The organism is Parasphingorhabdus sp., from assembly GCF_039982415.1.
Taxonomy (GTDB): Bacteria; Pseudomonadota; Alphaproteobacteria; order Sphingomonadales; family Sphingomonadaceae; genus Parasphingorhabdus.
On the sequence record NZ_JBDWYL010000001.1, the window covers coordinates 18,064 to 35,688 of the forward strand.

General features: G+C 50.7%; 18 protein-coding genes and 1 tRNA gene. 6 read left to right on the forward strand and 13 right to left on the reverse strand.

Features of this window, described 5'->3' with window-relative positions:
* Positions 1-2: 2 nt before the first annotated feature.
* Positions 3-911: an alpha/beta hydrolase gene (locus ABJU74_RS00120; RefSeq protein ID WP_348385531.1), complete on the forward strand. Its 909-nt coding sequence runs from the start codon at positions 3-5 to the stop codon at positions 909-911.
* Positions 911-1,819, forward strand: a complete 909-nt coding sequence (locus ABJU74_RS00125; protein WP_348385532.1) for an alpha/beta hydrolase — start codon at positions 911-913, stop codon at positions 1,817-1,819. Before ABJU74_RS00120 ends, ABJU74_RS00125 begins: the two co-directional genes overlap by 1 nt.
* Here the strand turns inward: ABJU74_RS00125 and ABJU74_RS00130 are convergent.
* From ABJU74_RS00130 to typA, 8 genes are all read right to left on the reverse strand, one after another.
* A complete protein-coding gene (locus ABJU74_RS00130) occupies positions 1,816-2,592 on the reverse strand; it encodes an enoyl-CoA hydratase (protein ID WP_348385533.1) in 777 nt (258 codons plus the stop codon). The two genes, ABJU74_RS00125 and ABJU74_RS00130, sit on opposite strands and share 4 nt — an antisense overlap.
* A complete protein-coding gene (locus tag ABJU74_RS00135; RefSeq protein ID WP_348385534.1) occupies positions 2,592-3,416 on the reverse strand; it encodes an SDR family NAD(P)-dependent oxidoreductase in 825 nt (274 codons plus the stop codon). The genes ABJU74_RS00130 and ABJU74_RS00135 overlap by 1 nt, the downstream gene beginning before the upstream one ends.
* Positions 3,417-3,428: 12 nt before the next feature.
* Complete coding sequence (locus ABJU74_RS00140; RefSeq protein ID WP_348385535.1) at positions 3,429-3,755, reverse strand: DUF3297 family protein; 327 nt, start codon at positions 3,753-3,755, stop codon at positions 3,429-3,431.
* A 77-nt stretch (positions 3,756-3,832) separates the two neighbouring features.
* On the reverse strand, positions 3,833-4,219 hold the full coding sequence (locus ABJU74_RS00145) for a DUF805 domain-containing protein (protein WP_348385536.1): 387 nt from the start codon (positions 4,217-4,219) through the stop codon (positions 3,833-3,835).
* Between the two features lie 36 nt (positions 4,220-4,255).
* Entirely contained in the window at positions 4,256-4,672 is a 417-nt protein-coding gene (locus ABJU74_RS00150; RefSeq protein WP_348385537.1) for a DUF805 domain-containing protein, read from the reverse strand.
* Positions 4,673-4,806: 134 nt separating this feature from the next.
* Positions 4,807-5,808 carry a DUF4424 family protein gene (locus ABJU74_RS00155; RefSeq protein WP_348385538.1) on the reverse strand — a complete coding sequence of 334 codons (1,002 nt, stop codon included), beginning with the start codon at positions 5,806-5,808 and terminating at the stop codon, positions 4,807-4,809.
* Between the two features lie 16 nt (positions 5,809-5,824).
* Positions 5,825-6,793, reverse strand: coding sequence for an MBL fold metallo-hydrolase (locus ABJU74_RS00160; protein ID WP_348422582.1), 969 nt, complete (start codon positions 6,791-6,793; stop codon positions 5,825-5,827).
* 47 nt (positions 6,794-6,840) lie between these two features.
* On the reverse strand, positions 6,841-8,658 hold the full coding sequence (gene typA / locus ABJU74_RS00165) for a translational GTPase TypA (protein WP_348385540.1): 1,818 nt from the start codon (positions 8,656-8,658) through the stop codon (positions 6,841-6,843).
* 250 nt (positions 8,659-8,908) lie between these two features.
* Here typA and ABJU74_RS00170 point away from each other — a divergent pair, with 250 nt between their 5' ends.
* Positions 8,909-9,868: a bile acid:sodium symporter family protein gene (locus ABJU74_RS00170; protein WP_348385541.1), complete on the forward strand. Its 960-nt coding sequence runs from the start codon at positions 8,909-8,911 to the stop codon at positions 9,866-9,868.
* Here the strand turns inward: ABJU74_RS00170 and ABJU74_RS00175 are convergent.
* Positions 9,865-12,372: an FtsX-like permease family protein gene (locus ABJU74_RS00175; RefSeq protein ID WP_348385542.1), complete on the reverse strand. Its 2,508-nt coding sequence runs from the start codon at positions 12,370-12,372 to the stop codon at positions 9,865-9,867. The genes ABJU74_RS00170 and ABJU74_RS00175 overlap by 4 nt on opposite strands.
* Positions 12,369-13,094: an ATP-binding cassette domain-containing protein gene (locus ABJU74_RS00180; protein WP_348385543.1), complete on the reverse strand. Its 726-nt coding sequence runs from the start codon at positions 13,092-13,094 to the stop codon at positions 12,369-12,371. The genes ABJU74_RS00175 and ABJU74_RS00180 overlap by 4 nt, the downstream gene beginning before the upstream one ends.
* Positions 13,095-13,127: 33 nt before the next feature.
* On the opposite strand from ABJU74_RS00180, the gene ABJU74_RS00185 reads away from it, so the two are divergent.
* From ABJU74_RS00185 to ABJU74_RS00195, 3 genes are all read left to right on the forward strand, one after another.
* A complete protein-coding gene (locus ABJU74_RS00185; RefSeq protein ID WP_348385544.1) occupies positions 13,128-13,817 on the forward strand; it encodes an arylesterase in 690 nt (229 codons plus the stop codon).
* Positions 13,818-13,984: 167 nt separating this feature from the next.
* The gene (locus ABJU74_RS00190) at positions 13,985-15,190 is read left to right on the forward strand and encodes a toxic anion resistance protein (protein ID WP_348385545.1); all 1,206 of its coding nucleotides are present in this window, start codon (positions 13,985-13,987) and stop codon (positions 15,188-15,190) included.
* Between the two features lie 5 nt (positions 15,191-15,195).
* Positions 15,196-15,909 (forward strand): hypothetical protein, encoded by a 714-nt coding sequence (locus ABJU74_RS00195; protein WP_348385546.1) that lies wholly within the window; start codon positions 15,196-15,198, stop codon positions 15,907-15,909.
* 27 nt (positions 15,910-15,936) lie between these two features.
* Here the strand turns inward: ABJU74_RS00195 and ABJU74_RS00200 are convergent, their stop codons facing one another.
* The 3 genes from ABJU74_RS00200 to ABJU74_RS00210 form a co-directional block, all read right to left on the reverse strand.
* A complete protein-coding gene (locus ABJU74_RS00200) occupies positions 15,937-16,269 on the reverse strand; it encodes a PilZ domain-containing protein (protein WP_348385547.1) in 333 nt (110 codons plus the stop codon).
* 106 nt (positions 16,270-16,375) lie between these two features.
* Positions 16,376-17,467: a TIGR03032 family protein gene (locus tag ABJU74_RS00205; RefSeq protein ID WP_348385548.1), complete on the reverse strand. Its 1,092-nt coding sequence runs from the start codon at positions 17,465-17,467 to the stop codon at positions 16,376-16,378.
* Between the two features lie 46 nt (positions 17,468-17,513).
* Positions 17,514-17,587 (reverse strand) — tRNA-Gln (locus tag ABJU74_RS00210).
* Between the last annotated feature and the right edge of the window lie 38 nt (positions 17,588-17,625).

Sequence of the window (17,625 nt, forward strand, 5' to 3'; positions counted from 1 at the left end):
CGATGGCCAGTGTCAGAGCGAAGCTATTAGCCAAGGCCCTTCCGTTGACGGGCTTAAAAGCGATATTTTCAGACGAAGCGAAGTTGCGTGCGAATGCGGCCAAAGCCAGAACGAAGAAAGTCGCAGCTCCGGGCAAGGGGTTGCATCGTAAATTTACCGTCACCGAAACGCAGGCAGACGGACATCCTGTTTTCACCTTGGCGCCCAAAAACGGAAGCCATCGACGCATTTTATATATCCATGGCGGTGCCTATGTGCTCGACATGCAACCGGGATATTGGTCCTTGTTAGGGGAATTGGTACACCGCACCGATGCGACCGTGGTCGCGCCTTGTTATCCGCTGACGCCTGAACATGACTGGCAACATAGTTATGACTGGATGATCAAGATTTACGATGATTTGGTCGCGGAAGTTGGTGCCGAGAATATCACGATTATGGGGGATAGTGCCGGGGCTGGTTTTTCGCTTGGCCTGACGCAATTGCTGCACAAACAAGGGAAACCCATTCCCCACAAAATGGTTTTGCTATCGCCTTGGCTGGACGTCACCATGACTGATCCGATGCAGCCGGAATTGAACAAGAAAGATAGAATTTTGGGCATTGATGGCCTGCGGGCAGCTGGAAAATGGTGGGCTGGAGAAAAAGGGGCAACGGACACGCCGCCAGTAAGTCCGTTATTTGGCAATCTGGATAACTTGCCTCCTATGGCTGTGTTTACCGGAACTTTTGATCTGCTGTGGCCGGATGCGCGGAAATTGAAAGAAAAAGCCGAAGCCAGCAATATGGCACTGGACTATTTCGAGTATCCAGCAATGCAGCATGTATGGATGTTGTTTCCCATTCCAGAAGCGAAAGAAGCGCGTCGGCAAATGGCGGCGTTTATCAACGCGGATATCGAGGCCCGTTGATGCGCATCAGTAAACGTGCGCGATTGATCAATTTCATCTTGCGGCTCTTAAAGGTCCAAGAGCGATTGGCTGATTTTGATACTGGTATGAAATTTCTGGCCCGAGACAGAAGGCATGGACCAGCCAAACCAGGGCGTTGGTTTCGCAAAAATTGCACTGTCCAAGAGCAGCCGATTGACGGCCATAAAATTTATCAGATTGAGCCGCGCCAGGGACAGAGCGAAAAGCATATTTTCTATATTCATGGCGGCGGATATGCCTTTAACATCGTGTGGGTGCATTGGCTGATGATCAAGAAGCTGATCAAGGCAACTGGAGCTAGCGCTACGGTTCCGCTTTACCCGCTGGCGCCCGAGCATGATTGGTCAAAAAGCTATCCGATCGTGATGAAGGCGTTCGAACGGGCGGCGGCCAAATATGGCGCCAACAATATCATTGTGATGGGGGACAGCGCTGGCGGTGGCTATAGTTTGGGACTAGCCCAATTATTGCGCGATCAGGCAAAACCCTTGCCCGGGAAGATTATTTTGCTCTCGCCCTGGCTCGATGCGACAGCCAGCGATCCGCGTCAAACAGAATTGGAAAAGCACGACGTTTTGCTATCGATCCAGGGCGCAAGAACGGCGGGTCAATTTTGGGCCGGAGAGGATAAGGACCCTGCTGCCTTTCCCGCGAGTCCGTTATTCGCGCCATTGGATAATCTACCCGCAATTGCGGTCTTTTCCGGAAATCATGATCTGCTCTACGCCGACGCATTGAATGTTGCTGACAAGGCTAAAGAGCAAGGTGCAGATGTGACTTTGCATATTGGAGATAGAATGCAGCATGTCTGGATGCTGATGCCGATCCGAGAAGCCAAACCGGCGCAAGAGCAAATTGTCGCCTTTATCCAGACGGTTCAGCCTTAGCCGTTCAAACTGCGTCCGCGGGTGATGACGTCCATTCGCCGCTCTTCAACATCATCCGCGCTGACCGTACGATTATACGCATCAGTCACTTGTTTTTCCAATGCCATTGCATCTTTGAAATTGCGATCATAGCCATCAAAAATAAGCTTTTTATAGGTTTTCAAAAAGTCGCGATCGATAGTTGCCATATCAGCAGCCAAGGCTTGTGCCGCGGGTAAGAGCTCGTCTGCCGAATAGACATGGTTGACCAGTCCCCAATTGCATGCGGTGTCAGCATTAAGAAACTGACCGGTAAAACTCAGTTCACACGCCCGCGACAAACCGATGTGGCGCGACAATTTTTGCGACAGGCCCCAGCCCGGGATGATGCCGACCCGGCCATGCGTGTCGGCAAATCGGGCATTGGTGGATGCAATGCGTATGTCGCAGGACAATGCCAATTCGAACCCGCCTGTTATCGCTACACCATTGATAGCACCGATCACCGGAACGGTAAGTTGCTCGAGCGCGCGGCAAGGGTTGCTCGCCGGTTTTTGGTCGGTTGCGGCGTTCAGTCCGGAAACGCCCAATTCCTTGAGATCCAGCCCTGCCGTAAAGGCGCGTTCGCCTGCTCCGGTAACAATGACGGCGCGAATATCTTCGTCCGCTGCAATCGCTTCACAGGCATCGAAAATCTCTCCCCGCAAATCATGGGACAAAGCGTTCATTGCTTCGGGGCGATTCAAGGTCAAAGTGGCAATATTGTCTCGCCGGTCAAACAACAAATTGACCATTAATCGTCATCCCCACTTTCATATTTTTCAGCGATTTGCGCGCCTAAACCAGCGGTCATTTCAAACAGTTTCTCAGCGTCGCTTTGGCGCAATTGTGCCAGCATCAATTCCGGCCCTTCGGCAATGATCAGTTCGGGCATTTTTTTCGATATCGCTTCCAATATCTGCCGCGCACATTCCGGTGGTTCCATCCCATTATCAATAACATCATCAGATTTGTTGCGTTTGGAGCCATCTTTGGTCAATGCATTGCGCGACACATTTGTCCGAATAGAGCCCGGCAAAATATTGGTAACGTGGATATTGTGACGGGCTTGGGTCTCCGCTCTCAGGGCATCCATATAACCGATTAAACCATGTTTCGCGGCGCAATAGGCGGTGCGCAGTGGCACACCAATTCTTCCAGCAACGGAACTGATACCCACTATATGGCCGCCGCCTGCAGCAATCATATGGGGGAGCAGGAGCTGCGTGAGCCATATGGGAGCGAGCAAATCCACATTGACGATCTGATGATAGACATTGGGGTCGGTGTCGATGGCGAGGCTTCGTTGGCTGATCCCGGCATTGTTGATCAATATATCAATCTTGCCTTTCCATTGCTGAGCCTCGGCAATCTTAGCGGGCAAGGCATCATAGTCGGTGGACTCAAAAGGCAGCACCAGCGTCTCTGTTGCAATGTCCGCAGCTACGGCGTCCAACGCATCGGTTCGCCGGCCTGACAATATGATGTGGGCGCCTTGTTCTGCAAAGACTTTGGCCAGCGCTTCACCAATTCCGGATGAGGCGCCGGTAATCCATACTATTTTATCTGTATAATCCATGATCTAGCAGGCTTAACTTGGCTTTTTAATGGTGGGTGCATCATCGCCAAGGTCTTCAAACCAGGCTTCAACATCGCCGTTTAGTTTAATCAGCAAAGGATTGCCTTTGCGATCCAATGTCTTGCCGGCTTGGACTTTAACCCAGCCTTCCGATACACAATATTCCTCGATATTATGTTTCCGTTGCCCGCGGAAATTGATACCGATTCCGCGTTCCAAAATTTCGCCGCCATAAAATTTGCTCCGCGGGTTGATCGCGAGATGATCGGGCGGAGTATCGGCGCTTGACGGTTTGTTGGTAGCGGCCTCTACAGCATTATTGCTCGTGTTCTCATTCATAATTTATCGTCTCCAATGGGCTTGCTGCGCTTTGCCACAAACAGGCGGAAAAGCAAGTCATAGCACGGGTCATGGGATCAACTGAATATATCACCAATATTCTGATCCAGCTTGGGATCCACGCCATAGCCATTGGTACCGGAATCACCGTTACTGCAAAAAAAGATTAGCAGCATGATCCAGCCCAATATCGGAACGAAAATCAGCAAAAGCCACCAGGCTGAACGGTCAGTATCATGAAGCCGCCTGACGCCCACAGCAAGGCTGGGCACGAGCAGCGCCAAGCTCATCACCGCATTGACCGGTCCATTATCTTCAACGGAAAAACCCAAAACCACCACATCCAACAGCGTGGCCACGAGGCCCACGAGAAAGGAGAATAGAAAGAACATCCAATATTCTTTGCGCCGCGACCGGCCATTAAATTCCGCATAGCGTTTCAGCGGAAGCAGCATCCATTCCATGGCTTTTCCCAGTGAGTGATGAGCGCTAGCTCAGGCTTAGCTAAACACATCCCCGACATTGTCATCGGCTTTCGGGTCGTCTCCAAAGCGATTATTTCCTCTGGTCCCATCAAGACACATGAAAACAAGCACGATCAGACCGCCTATATAGGGGATAAAACCAAGCAAAACAAACCACCCTGACTTGTCCTGATCATGAAAGCGACGCACTTGTACCGCCAATGAAGGGATAAAAATCGCCAGAGCATAAAGTCCGAACAAGCCCATGACGAGACCGCCGCCCATGGACATTTCGCCGGTACCGTCGGGCGTAAATGCACCCAAAACACCGGCAATTATTGCAAGTCCGACTATGATAATGACCTGCAACAAAGCAAACATCCAATATTCTTTGCGCCGTGATCGTCCGCTAAAATCCGCATAGCGTTTCAATGGCATCAACATCCATTCCATGACTGGTCCCTCCATCTTATTTTGTTGCAAGAGCTTAGGCGGCTCAAAATGAAAATCAAGCCGCTATTATTTTTCCAATGGGTGATCGGTGGGGGATCTGCTTTTCATAGTCGCCATATCGCCGGCGCACAGCATCACGGAAAGTTAAACCACCGGACCAAGAGAATATTGAGGTCTTGCGTGGGTTCAAAATTGGTTTTGGTCACTTCAAATTGTGTCGGTGAGATTTGACGCAGGCCGTCGATACAAATGCTCAACAGATTTTCCGGTTTATCAGTCTCAATAATCAGCCGAAATTCTTTAATCGGCCCTTTCCAATTGGCACCTGGAGCCAAGCGATATTCAAGAAATTGTTCGATATATTGTTCCCGTTTTTCCGGATCGCGTGCCGCATAAATCTTATCAAAATCAGCAAAAAATTGATCGTCGATACAAAAGGTTTTTTTAAACCATTGAAACCCGGAGTCGCTATTGTCACGGGCATAATGGCTCATGTTTCCGCCCAGTGATCCTCCGATTATGGGCTTGTAGCTATGTTCGACGGTGACGGTCTGGTTCGCCGGAAAGACTTGGTTGCGTGTAACATGGGTGGCCACCTTCCAATCCGGATAGACTTGATCCCCATGATCAGACCGTTTTAGCAAACCTTCGGCGACATAAGTATCTCGTTCGTCTTTGGTCAGTTGTTGCAACGTCTGTTCAAATTTGCGATCCAGCCAATATTGCGGGGACCATCCCAATTTCTGTAATTTTTGCGTCACATCTTGGTCGTCAGCAGTGACGACATCACGATATTTCAGCGGCACCGCATCGCCATTAATTTTCGTTTGAAAATCAATCGCCTGCCAATCCGGATAAGTGCGGTCTCCCAGATAGCTGTCAATATCGTGCGGAATCGCGGGAAGCGGAAAAGACACCAGGAGATCAATATCTTGATCGGTCGTATTGGTATATTGATAGGTTACTTTCACGCGGTCCATCGACAGGTATAAGATTTCACTATCCATCGAAATCGCGTCATTTTCCTGCAGCTGAAGACCGCCCAATCCGATCGCGGCAGAACTGTCATTGGCTTCTGCTGGATATACCATCAGAAGGAAAAGCAGGAGATAAAAAGGGTTTGAAAATTTGATCATTTTCTTTCCTCATGGATCATAAGGGGAAACAGCTCAGATCATCGGCCAGCAAAACAGGACCATTATATGTTTCAGCAATGGCCTCATTGACCGCATCTTGGGCTTGCACAGCCCGCTGCATGTGATGCGTCAGTACCAATGTTTGCGCATCAATTGCGGCCGCCGTTTCGCCGATAGATTTTGGATCTCTGTGCAATCCGCGAGGTTGCCCATCGTCCATCGTAATCGCATTGTGCATGATCAATAGATCCGGTTTGCTATCCGCTAACTGGGTGACAAAATCTTCGCTCAGAAAGCTTTGATCGCCGGCGAATATAACGGTCTTATCGCCGCTTTGGATGACATAGGCCAAAGCCGGGACATCAAGATGATGCACAGCAATGGCATCGACCTTCAGTTGCTTCTCGTTCCAAATATTCTGTAGCCCAGGTTGCCTTGTATCAATGTCCTTAACTGTCAAACGGGGCAGGGCTTGATTATCATTCAAATAGGGATGCAAATACCGCAAAGCGCCATTTTCTTTTCCGATCAGAGAATCAAGATAAGCGCTGGTTGACGGGAATAGGTCATTGCCATCCGGACCCGCAATGGTCAGGCCTTGTGTGCGTTTGGAAAAGCCACCATTATTCAACAATGCAAGCAAGCCACCTGCGTGATCACCATGTAGATGAGTCAGTAAAATTGCATCATGTTCTTTAAAATCCACACCTGCTTGACCATAGCGCACAAACGTACCGCCACCTGCGTCAATCAGCAACTTGGCCTTGCCGTCCATCCATAATATATTGCTCGCGCCCGCGCGGTGATCATCGGCAATTGGCCCGCCTGAACCAAGGACCTGGATAGCCAGTGCCTTATCTTTGCACGCGATATCACTATCCGTATTTTTGGTCTCTACCGTTATTTCGGGCGAGCAAGCGGATAAAAAAAGCGAAGCCGCCAAAAGGCCGCTGAACTGAGAAACGCGCGATGGATATTTGATCATGCGGGGATGATGATCCATCTCCGCCGCTGATGCAACAGCGAGTTGGGTTAGGCTGCCTCCGCCTTGCGTGCTGCTTTTTTCCGATCATTGGGATCGAGATGCCGTTTGCGCAAACGGATATTTTTCGGAGTTACCTCAACCAACTCATCATTGTCGATATAGGCAATGGCTTGTTCCAAGGTCATGATCTTTGGCGGCGTGAGACGAACAGCATCATCCTTACCAGTTGAACGGAAGTTGGTCAGCTGTTTTGATTTCATCGGGTTCACATCCAAATCACCCGGCTTGGCATTCTCTCCAATGACCATGCCTTCATAGACGGGCGTCTGCCCGCCGATAAACAATATGCCCCGTTCTTCCAGTGCGTTGAGCGCGTAGGCCATGGCTGTACCGGTCCCGTTCGACACTAAAACACCCACCGGACGGCCTTCGATAACGCCTTTATAGGGGCCATATTTTTCAAACAAACGGTTCATCAAGCCCGTGCCGCGCGTGTCAGAGAGAAACTCGCCATGATAGCCGATCAGGCCGCGAGACGGCGCTGAAAAGGTCAGCCGGGTCTTGCCGCCGCCTGAAGGTCGTTGTTCAGTAAGCTCAGCTTTGCGGCGTTGCATCTTGGAAACAACCGTACTGCTATGTTCGTCATCCACATCGATGACGACCGTTTCATAAGGTTCCTGGCGTTTCCCATCTTCCTCGCGGTAGAGGACACGGGGACGGGATATGGAGAGCTCAAATCCTTCGCGGCGCATGGTTTCGATGAGAACACCCAATTGCAATTCGCCCCGGCCGGCAACTTCAAAACTGTCTTTTTCATCGCTTTCGGTAATCTTAATCGCAACGTTGGATTCCGCTTCACGCAACAAGCGGTCGCGGATGATGCGGCTAGTGACTTTATCGCCTTCACGGCCCGCCATGGGACTGTCATTGACGGCAAAGTTCATCGACAATGTTGGGGGATCAATCGGTTGTGCGGCAATAGGTTCGGTTACGGCTGGGTCACAAATTGTGTTGGCAACAGTCGCATCGGTAAGGCCCGCTAGCGAGATAATGTCACCGGCCTTTGCGCTATCGACCGGAACCCGTTCCAATCCGCGAAAGGCCATAATCTTGGTCGCGCGTCCGGTTTCCACCACATTGCCGTCCATATCAATCGCATGAATGGGGGCGTTTAAGTCAATTTTGCCGCTTTCCACTTTACCGGTCAAAATGCGACCAACAAAATTGTCGCGATCAAGCAATGTGACGAGGAATTTAAATTCGGCATCCGGGTCCACATCAGGTTCTGGAACATGGTCGACAATTTTGTCGAATAAGGGCGCAAGGTCGCCATCGCGCACTTCCGGTGTTTCGCCGGCATAGCCGTTACGGCCACTGGCAAAGAGCGATGGAAAATCGAGCTGTTCGTCATTGGCATCGAGATTAACGAAAAGGTCGAAAACCTCATCGAGTACTTCTTCTGCGCGGCCATCTGGGCGATCAATCTTGTTGACGACAACGATCGGTTTCAATCCAAGTGCAAGGGCTTTGCCGGTTACAAATTTTGTTTGTGGCATTGCCCCTTCGGCACTGTCGACCAACAAGATAACGCCGTCGACCATCGAAAGGATGCGCTCTACTTCTCCACCGAAATCAGCGTGACCGGGTGTATCGACAATGTTGATCCGCGTGCCTTTCCATTCGACACTGGTGCATTTGGCCAAAATCGTGATGCCGCGCTCTTTTTCCAGATCATTGCTGTCCATCGCGCGTTCTTCGACCCGTTCATTGTCACGAAATGTACCGGACTGACGGAAAAGCTGATCGACAAGCGTGGTTTTGCCGTGATCAACGTGCGCGATAATAGCGATATTGCGAAGAGACATAGGTAATTCTGCCGTAAAGAGAGGAAAGGGGGCGAATAGCGCCGAGCCTTATGTTGCGAGCGCCCTTAACCTGTTTCTTGCTGCGCCGCAACATCAGAAAGTTGCTTTGCATAGGTTAACAGAAACTATGAAGATTTTCGGCTTCTCGGTGAGGTTTGCAAAGCGCTCATATTTTCTGTGCCATCCGCCCTTGTTTTGTTTCGGGTTTGACTTGCGTCGGAAACCGCAGTGGAGCATTGGGGCATTTGCAATGCAAACTATAAGATTGATATTAACAGATAAATTTATCTGGTTGCTCGGAGGAGCGGTTCTCCTAGCGACGGTTTTACCGGTTGGAGGCCAGGCGCAACCTATCGCGGCCTTCGCAGTGTCTGCTGGAATTTTTTGGATTTTCCTTCTTCATGGTATTCGACTGGATCGACAGGAGGTAGCTGCCGGCTTTCGCAATTGGAAATTGCAATCTGCTGTGTTCGGATTTGTATTCGGCGCCATGGTACTGGCTGGTTTGTTTTTATCGTGGATTCTCGGAGGGCAAGTTGCCCCGATGATTGCCGTTGGGTTTCTGTATCTCGGTTGCTTACCTTCAACCATCCAGTCTGCGGCCAGTTACACAGCCATTGCAAAAGGCAATGTCGGTGCTTCGGTGGTTGCGGCAGCGACGGTCAATTTATCGTCGATTGTCCTGACGCCCGTCTTTTTCGCTTTGTTGGCAAGTTCGGTGGGTATTGTGATTACAGGCGCGTCGTTCATAAAAATCATGACGATGCTTTTATTGCCTTTCGTTATCGGGCAATTGATCCAGAGCCGAGCCCGACCTTGGGTTGCCAAACATAGTGATATTGTAGGCTGGTCGGACAAGTTAGCGATCAGTCTCGCCGTCTATGTCGCTTTCTCTGGTGCGGTTGTCGCTGGGATTTGGCAGCAAGTGCCGACGGATCAGTTTATGATCGTCGGAGCGGCAATATCGGTCCTATTGGCTTTTGCCTTCGGCGGATCTTGGCTGTTGGGTGGCATAGCAGGCTTTGTCCTTAATGATCGCAAAGCCTTGTTATTTGGTGGTGCCCAGAAAAGCATAGCGGTGGGCGCGCCATTGGCCGCTATTTTATTTCCCCCAGAAAATGCCGGTCTCTTGTTAGTTCCGCTGCTTTTTTATCATTTGTCGAGCCTCGTGCTGTCTGCACCATTGGCGGTTCGATTGGCAAAATCCTAAAGTTCACGCAACGCCCTGGCGGGTTTGGCAGATAAGATCGGGATAGACCCCATCAATCCAATGCCCAAGGTGACTACTGCGCCCAAACCCAAAGTTATCATGACAACCGCCCAGTCGGGTTGCCATGTAAACTCAAATATCTGGGTGATCACAAACCATCCGGCAAGCAATCCCAATCCTAAAGCGACAGCGGAAAGCAACAGTGCCAGAACTGCATATTCAATAGCCTGTGCCGATAGGATCTGAGACCGCGTCGCGCCGAGTAATTTCAAGATAACACTGTCATAAATTCGCGATTGCCGAGAAGCAGCGATGGCACCGATCAGAACCGCGATGCCCGAAAATATTGCGATTGATGCGGCAGAAGCAATGGCCGTTGCCATTTGATCCAATATCGTGCCGATTTGGGAAGCAATTTCTTTGACCTTGACCATGGAGATGGACGGGAATTCGCGGGGCAGAATTCCGAGCAATCCATCTTCTTTCGACTCATCCAATTGGATGGTCGCGGCGACGTTGTGCGGCGTGTTGGCCAGCACATTGGGTGGGAATACCAACACATAGTTAAAGCCAAAATTGCGCCAATTTATTTTGCGTAGCGAGGCCACGGTGGTTTTTAGTTCCACACCCAGCAAGCTGACCGTGAGGCTGTCGCCGACTTCCAAACCTAGTGCCGCGGCCTGTTCAGCATCAACTGACACGAGCGGAGATCCGGTATAGTCTGCCGGCCACCATTCGCCTTCGATAACCTCGCTGCCTTCTGGCAAGGCGGCGCTATAGGTTAAGCCGCGATCGCCCCGTAATACCCAGGCGCCTTCTGGTATTTCATCCAATTCCGAAACAATTTGGCCACCATATTCGGTGATGATCCCGCGCAATGTGGGAACGATATTAATTTCCGCTTCGGGGGCGTTGGCGTTCACTTTTGCTTTAAACGCATCGGCGCGCTCGACGGGTATGTCGAGAACGAAGAAATTTGGTGCTTGTTGCGGGACGCTTAATCGGATTTCATTGGTGAGGCTGGTTTGAATGGCAGCAAGCGTTGCGAACAGAGTCAATCCCAGACCCAAGGCAACCACCAATTGACCAGTTTGCGCACCTGGGCGATGCAGGTTGGTCAATGCCAATCTGAGCAATGGCTGTTTCGGGCGCGGTGTTTTGCTGGCGAGCCAGCGTATAGAAATGCCGAGCAATGCCAACAACAATAGGATAGCCAGCGCGGCGCCGATAAAGGCCAAGGAGAAAAGCGGTTCGCGGCCGCTGCCAACCGCTAAGCTGATTATGGCGATTATGGCTATAGTGACGACTATCCAGGTGGGGCGGTCGATCTGCCTCCACGAGCGAGTCTCGCCGCGGAAAAGCCCGGCAGCGGGGATCAGCTTTGCCCGCGACAACGGAGGAAGGGCAAAGATAAAGGCGATCAACAAACCATAAGCGGCGCTTACGATAAGCGGCAGTGGGTATAGTGCAAATTCCGGTCGGATGGGCAAGGCATCGCCGGCAACTTCGATGATGAACAGAGGGGCAAGGCCGCCAACGACCAGTCCTGCCGTAATGGCCACCAAGGCAACGGCCAGAATTTGGAGCATGTAGATCCGAAACACCATGGCGCTATCGGCGCCCAAAATTTTAAGCGTGGCAATCGCGCCTTGCTTGCCGCGCAAATATGACGCGACGCCATTGCCTACACCGATGCCAGCAATGACCAGCGAGGCGAGCCCGACCAATGTCAGAAACTGGCCCATGCGTTCGATAAACCGGCGCGTACTGGGCGCGCCATTGTCACGGGTTTTGACCTCCCATGCGGCATTTTTATAGTCTTTTTCGAGTTGATCGCCGAGAGCAGCGGGATCCGAAGTATCGGGTAATTTTAGACGATATTTGCTTTGAAACAAACTGCCTGGCTGAATCAAATTTGTGGCACGCAATCCGTCGAGCGATGTGATCGCTACGGGCCCGAGCGAAAGGCCTTCGCTCAGGCGGTCGGGTTCATCCCCAATAATGCCGGCGACGGTGAATGACGCTTCCCCAAGTTCTATCATGTCTCCGATTTTGAGGGTGAGCCGCTGGATCAAAGCGGGAGTGATATAGATCTGATCCGCCGCAAGCGGGGGTGCGGTGCTGCCATCATCTAGGGTGAACTGGCCATAAAGCGGATAGGAGGAATCAACTCCTTTCAGTTCAACCAATTGCGTGTCGCTGCCATTTGGCAAACGGGCCATGGCCTGCATTCTCAGCGTTTCTGATAATTGCCCAGTAGCCTTCAGTGCGTCGAGCTCTTCCGGTGTAGCTTCGCGTTGTGCCACCGTAATCTCCAGATCTCCGCCCAATATGGATTGCCCGCGATTGGCGAGCTCATCCGTAATCGAGCTGGTCAAGCTGCCAATGGCAGCCAAAGTGGCAACACCGAGAAACAGACAAATAATCAGAAGGCGCAGGCCTATAAAACGGCCACGTAAATCCCGCCGCGCAATTGCCCATGCTTTCGAAAGATCGGCACTCACGCGGCGCTATCTTTCTTAATCAAACCATCTCGCAATTCGATGATGCGATCGCATCTCTTTGCGAGTTCGGGGTCATGGGTAATCATCAGCAGCGTGGCATTGCTTGCCTTCTGGCGTTCGAACAGCAATTCGATAATTATCTCTCCGGTTGCTCCATCGAGATTGCCGGTTGGTTCATCTGCGAAAATAATGGTCGGGCGCGATGCCATGGCTCGTGCGATAGCAACACGCTGTTGCTCACCCCCAGATAATTGTGTCGGATAATGGCCAAGCCGGTCGCCAAGGCCGACCGCCTCCAATTCTTTAGCTGCGATTTGAAACGGTTCGGATTGCCCATCTAATTCCAAGGGCACAGCGACATTTTCCAATGCCGTCATCGTGGGCAGCAAGTGAAAGGCCTGCAGAACAATGCCGACCCGTCCGCGCCTCGCGACCGCCAGTTCGTCTTCATTCATCTTGCCAAAGTCGGCGCCGGCAATATTGACTGTCCCGCTCGTCGCCCGCTCCAAGCCAGACAAAATTGCCATGAGAGAGGATTTGCCCGATCCGGATGGACCGAGCAGCGCGACGGTTGTGCCGGTTTGGATAGCCAAATCAATTCCGCCTAAAATATCAACCCGCGCATCGTCTTCTCCCAAAGAGAGGGTGACATTTTGCGCATCAATGGCAATATGGGTTTCGGAATGGGCGGCGTCGCTGGTGGCGGCGGTCGTTTGTAACATGATGGGAAAATATATCCGATGTTGAACAGGTTTATGACATATGGGTTTTGCTTTGCAATTCTTCAACTTTTGATTGCTTGCAGTCCTTCAGAATCTCAAAATATTGCTGCTGAAGAACAGTCCGAAGCTTCCAGCCCGGCGGTTATATCACCGACCGAAGAACCTGAGACATTGGTCGTGGTCTTTGGTGATAGCCTTTATGCGGGCTATGGATTGGCGCCTGATGAAGGGTTTGCACCGGATTTGCAAAAAGCGCTAAACGAAGCAGGACAGGATGTAAAAGTTCATAATGCAGGTGTGTCGGGTGACACAACGGCTGCTGGCTTGCGCCGCATGGATTTTGTCCTCGACAGCTTATCCAGAAAGCCGGATTTGGTCCTTTTGGGCTTGGGCGGCAATGATCTGTTGCGCGGTCTCAAGCCTGCTGACACACGAGCCAATATGGAAGCCATGGTGAAGAAATTGTCCGAACTGGATATTCCGGTTCTGATTACCGGTATGTTGGCCCCGCCAAATTTAGGAAAAGAATATAGCGATCAGTTCAATATCATTTATCCGGCTCTGGCGAAAAAATATGAGGCCAGCCTATACCCGTTTTTCATGGATGGGGTGGTTGGTCGGAGTGATTTGATATTGCCCGACGGCTTGCACCCTAATGCCGAGGGAATTGACGTCATTGTAGAACGGATAACGCCTAGCGTTGCCGATGCTTTGCAAGGATGACGGCAATTCGCTTGAGAAGGCTTAAATCAGCGCGCAAAGAGGCCACAATTTGAAATTAACTGTATTATTTTCATAATACAGGGTGGAAACGCTTGAAAAGTGCTGCATTTGCATCCATTTATTATATGGAATGCTATAAGCTAGATAGCGAGATGGAGATTAAGCCGATGGCGACAGAGACAATTACTGCAACAGATGAATTGACGTTGACCCCGCCAGATCCGGTTGTCGCTGTGGCGCCAACCAAGGCGGCAGGATTGGTGCCTGTAGGTGATGAGGTAAAGTCCAAATTGGAAGAAAAGGTCGATGGTTTTATCGACGATCTGGTCGCTCAAGATGAAAATAGCCCTGAATTTGGCAAAAAAGTCGACCAAATCACCAATATGGGCCGCAAGGAAATTGCGGATGCCGCCGGGCAGTCCAATCGTTTTCTCGATCGACCGATCCGGTCTATGGATGGCGAGTCTGGAATTGGCGCAGACCTCACTGAACTGCGCAGGACGGTTGAAGATTTGGACCCCGGCAAGCGCGGCAATTTATTGGCCCCACGCAAGATTTTCGGGATTATTCCTTTCGGGTCCAAATTGCGCAACTATTTTGACGGCTATACAAGCGCTCAAGGGCATATCTCTTCGATATTGACCCGTCTGCAAGGCGGCAAAGATGAATTGCTGATGGACAATGCAGCCATAGATGTTGAACGCAAAAATCTCTGGGCTGCAATGGGCCGTCTCGAGCAAATGATTCACGTATCCAAAGTGATGGATCAGCGCTTGGAAGAGAAAGCCGCTGAATTGGATGCGACCGATCCTGCCAAAGCAAAGGCGATCCGCGAGAGCGCGCTATTTTATGTGCGCCAGCGCACACAGGATTTATTGACGCAAATGGCAGTCACGGTTCAGGGCTATCTCGCTTTGGATTTGGTGAAGAAAAACAATGTAGAATTGGTCAAAGGTGTCGACCGTGCCAGCACAACAACCGTCAGCGCCTTGCGCACGGGCGTTACGGTCGCACAGGCTTTGACCAACCAAAAGCTCGTTCTCGATCAAGTCACTGCGCTCAACACAACCACTGCCGGTATCATCGACAGCACTGGCGATATGTTGAAAAATCAGACGGCAGAAATCCACGAGCAGGCCGCTTCGGCGACCATTCCGCTGGAAACATTGCAGCGCGCCTTTCAGAATATTTATGACACGATGGATAATATTGATACGTTCAAGCTGAAAGCCTTGGAAAATATGAAAACAACGGTCAATTCCTTGTCCGGTGAAATTGAAAAATCCAAAGGCTATATTGCACGCGCAGAAGGTCAGGATAAGGCCGCACTGGAAGCGCCGTCCGAAAATCCATTGAGCGCGCTTGAGGAATAAGCTTCATGAGCGAATCTAATCAGCAAATTTATGATAATGCAGCCAATTACTATCGCAGTTATAAATTTGCAGAATCTATCGGTGAACGGTCCAAAGGTCTGAAACGCGGTTATTTTCGCAAGAAGCTCGCGCGCGCGGCCTTGGTCACGGCCGGCGTCCTGGTTGGGGCTAGTATCGTCGGCGGTATCCTCAATGGAATTGGCTTTTGGGGCGTGATGATTTCAGCTGGCTTGATCACTGGCGGCATTTGGGCGGCGATGAAATTTCCAAAAATGAAATTACCCACACCAGAAACACTGGTGCAATCGGATCTCAAGACTCTAGCAGGCAAAACCGAAATTTGGTTGGAAGCGCAGCGCCCGGCTTTGCCGCGGCCAGCCGTCAAGATCATCAATGATATTGGCGCACAGCTCGACATGTTATCACCGCAATTGCAAAAGTTAGATGACGCAGAGCCGGCGGCCTATGAAGTTCGCAAGCTAATGGGAGAACATCTTCCCGAACTCATATCCGGCTACCGCGCGATACCGCAGTCCATGCGCGAAAAGACCAATGACACAGGCAAGTCACCAGATGAGCAGCTTGTGAATGGATTGTCATTGATCGAAAAGGAAATTTCCGGAGTGACACAACAAATTGCGAAAGGCGATATCGATAATCTGTCCATTCGCGGGCGATATCTTGAATTGAAATATGATAAAACGGGTGAGCCCGAGTAATTTGTTAGCCCACTGGCGATTGGTCAATCACATGCCGTTTATTTTTTGCGCCAAATGATCAAGAACCGCTGGATGCAATACATTTTGGAAGGCGCATCCATAATCTTGATGATCAGACCAGATAACCCGCGCGCCTAAGGTCTGAATGCCGGGTAAGCGGATATAAATCGGTTTCTTGTCATCTACACCGGTATAACTGGTCATCTTAAACCCGGAAACGGATAAGTCAGACAAAGTGGCACGGAAAATTTGCGTGTCCGATTGCCTGATAAAAATTTCGGCTTCTACTATTCTTCGCGGGTTGCGTCGTTCAATGATCAGGGTATTTCCGAAATTTTGAACGTCATTCAACTGCGCCATAAAAATATCCAAATTAGTTATCCACTAATGGGAACGGTCATCATTGGATTTTTTGAAGGGTCGGTTGGATTTTTTTTGAATCAGCAATACGCGGGCCGCTATCGCCTTACCAATCGGGTTTTTCGATGGTCAGGAAATCTCGAATTTCTTCTGATTGGGGCCCCAATGTAATTGGGTTGGCGACATTCGGGAGGATGCAAATATCGAACAGCTCGGTAATCAGGCCATCAAAGCGCAGCCATTGTGCAATCTGACCGGTCGAAAGAGACAATATTTGCAAACCGCACCAGGCCGCCGTCTCGGTTTTGGCAAGCTTATGATCCAGTTCCAAACCTTCAAAACTTCCATTGCGCGGTTTAGACATGGTCACAAAGGCATGATCATTGTGAAAGTCGAGTCCGCGGAGAAAGCCAGGAAAAAATGCAATCGGTGTGAAAGCATGGTCGGTGGGATGGAGCCACCCTAACTCACCCGTTCCCGAGTTGAGAAGCCAGATTCTCCCCGCATGATCACGCGGACTATGCGGCATTGACAAGCCATCGGTCAAAATGGCGTTGGTTTCGATTTCGATGATCACACCCCCATCTTTGCGGTGATCACGCCAGCCATCTTTACGGTCCGATTGACTGACCGCGCTGACATATTTGGGTTGTCCGTCAACCATCGCCAGCCCATTAAGGTGGCAGCGATCTTCTTTTGCCAATTCTGATATGAAGGAAGGTTTCCATATCGGTTTGAAACTATGGGTTACACTCGAAACACTCAAACAGTTAAACCGTGTATTGACGAAAATTATATGGCCATCTGCGCGGATGCCCAGCTCATGAATGTCAATATTGCCGGTGGTGTGCATATTGCGCGGCACAAATACTTTATCATGGGTCTCATTGGTTAGCTGACCGGGTGCCAAGACATTTTCCATGCGCACAATCTGGGTTAAAGTTCCGAGATATATGCGATCGCTATCCGCGGTAACGCCCATGGCTTGCGGGTAAATCGCCTCATGGACGGCGAGCTTGCCATCCGGACCGCAGCCCACAAGATAGAGCCGTCCCGTCTGATAGGAAGTGAAGCCGATTGAGATCTTATTCTCGGCCAAAAAATCCGCCAAGCCGAGAGAAAAACTTATCGTTGTCTCTTTGGCTTCTGAATCCGCTTGTGCAGAAGCCGCGTCATTAGAATTTTGATATTGCGTCACTTGGCTTGCGCCAATCTGCTGATCCCCACAACATTTCCCCCACCTTTGGATCCCCCGTGAGGATTCGAACCTCAATTAACGGAGTCAGAGTCCGTGGTATTACCATTATACGACAGGGGAGCCGCCGGGGCGCGAATAAGCGGAGGGGGGAATGGGGT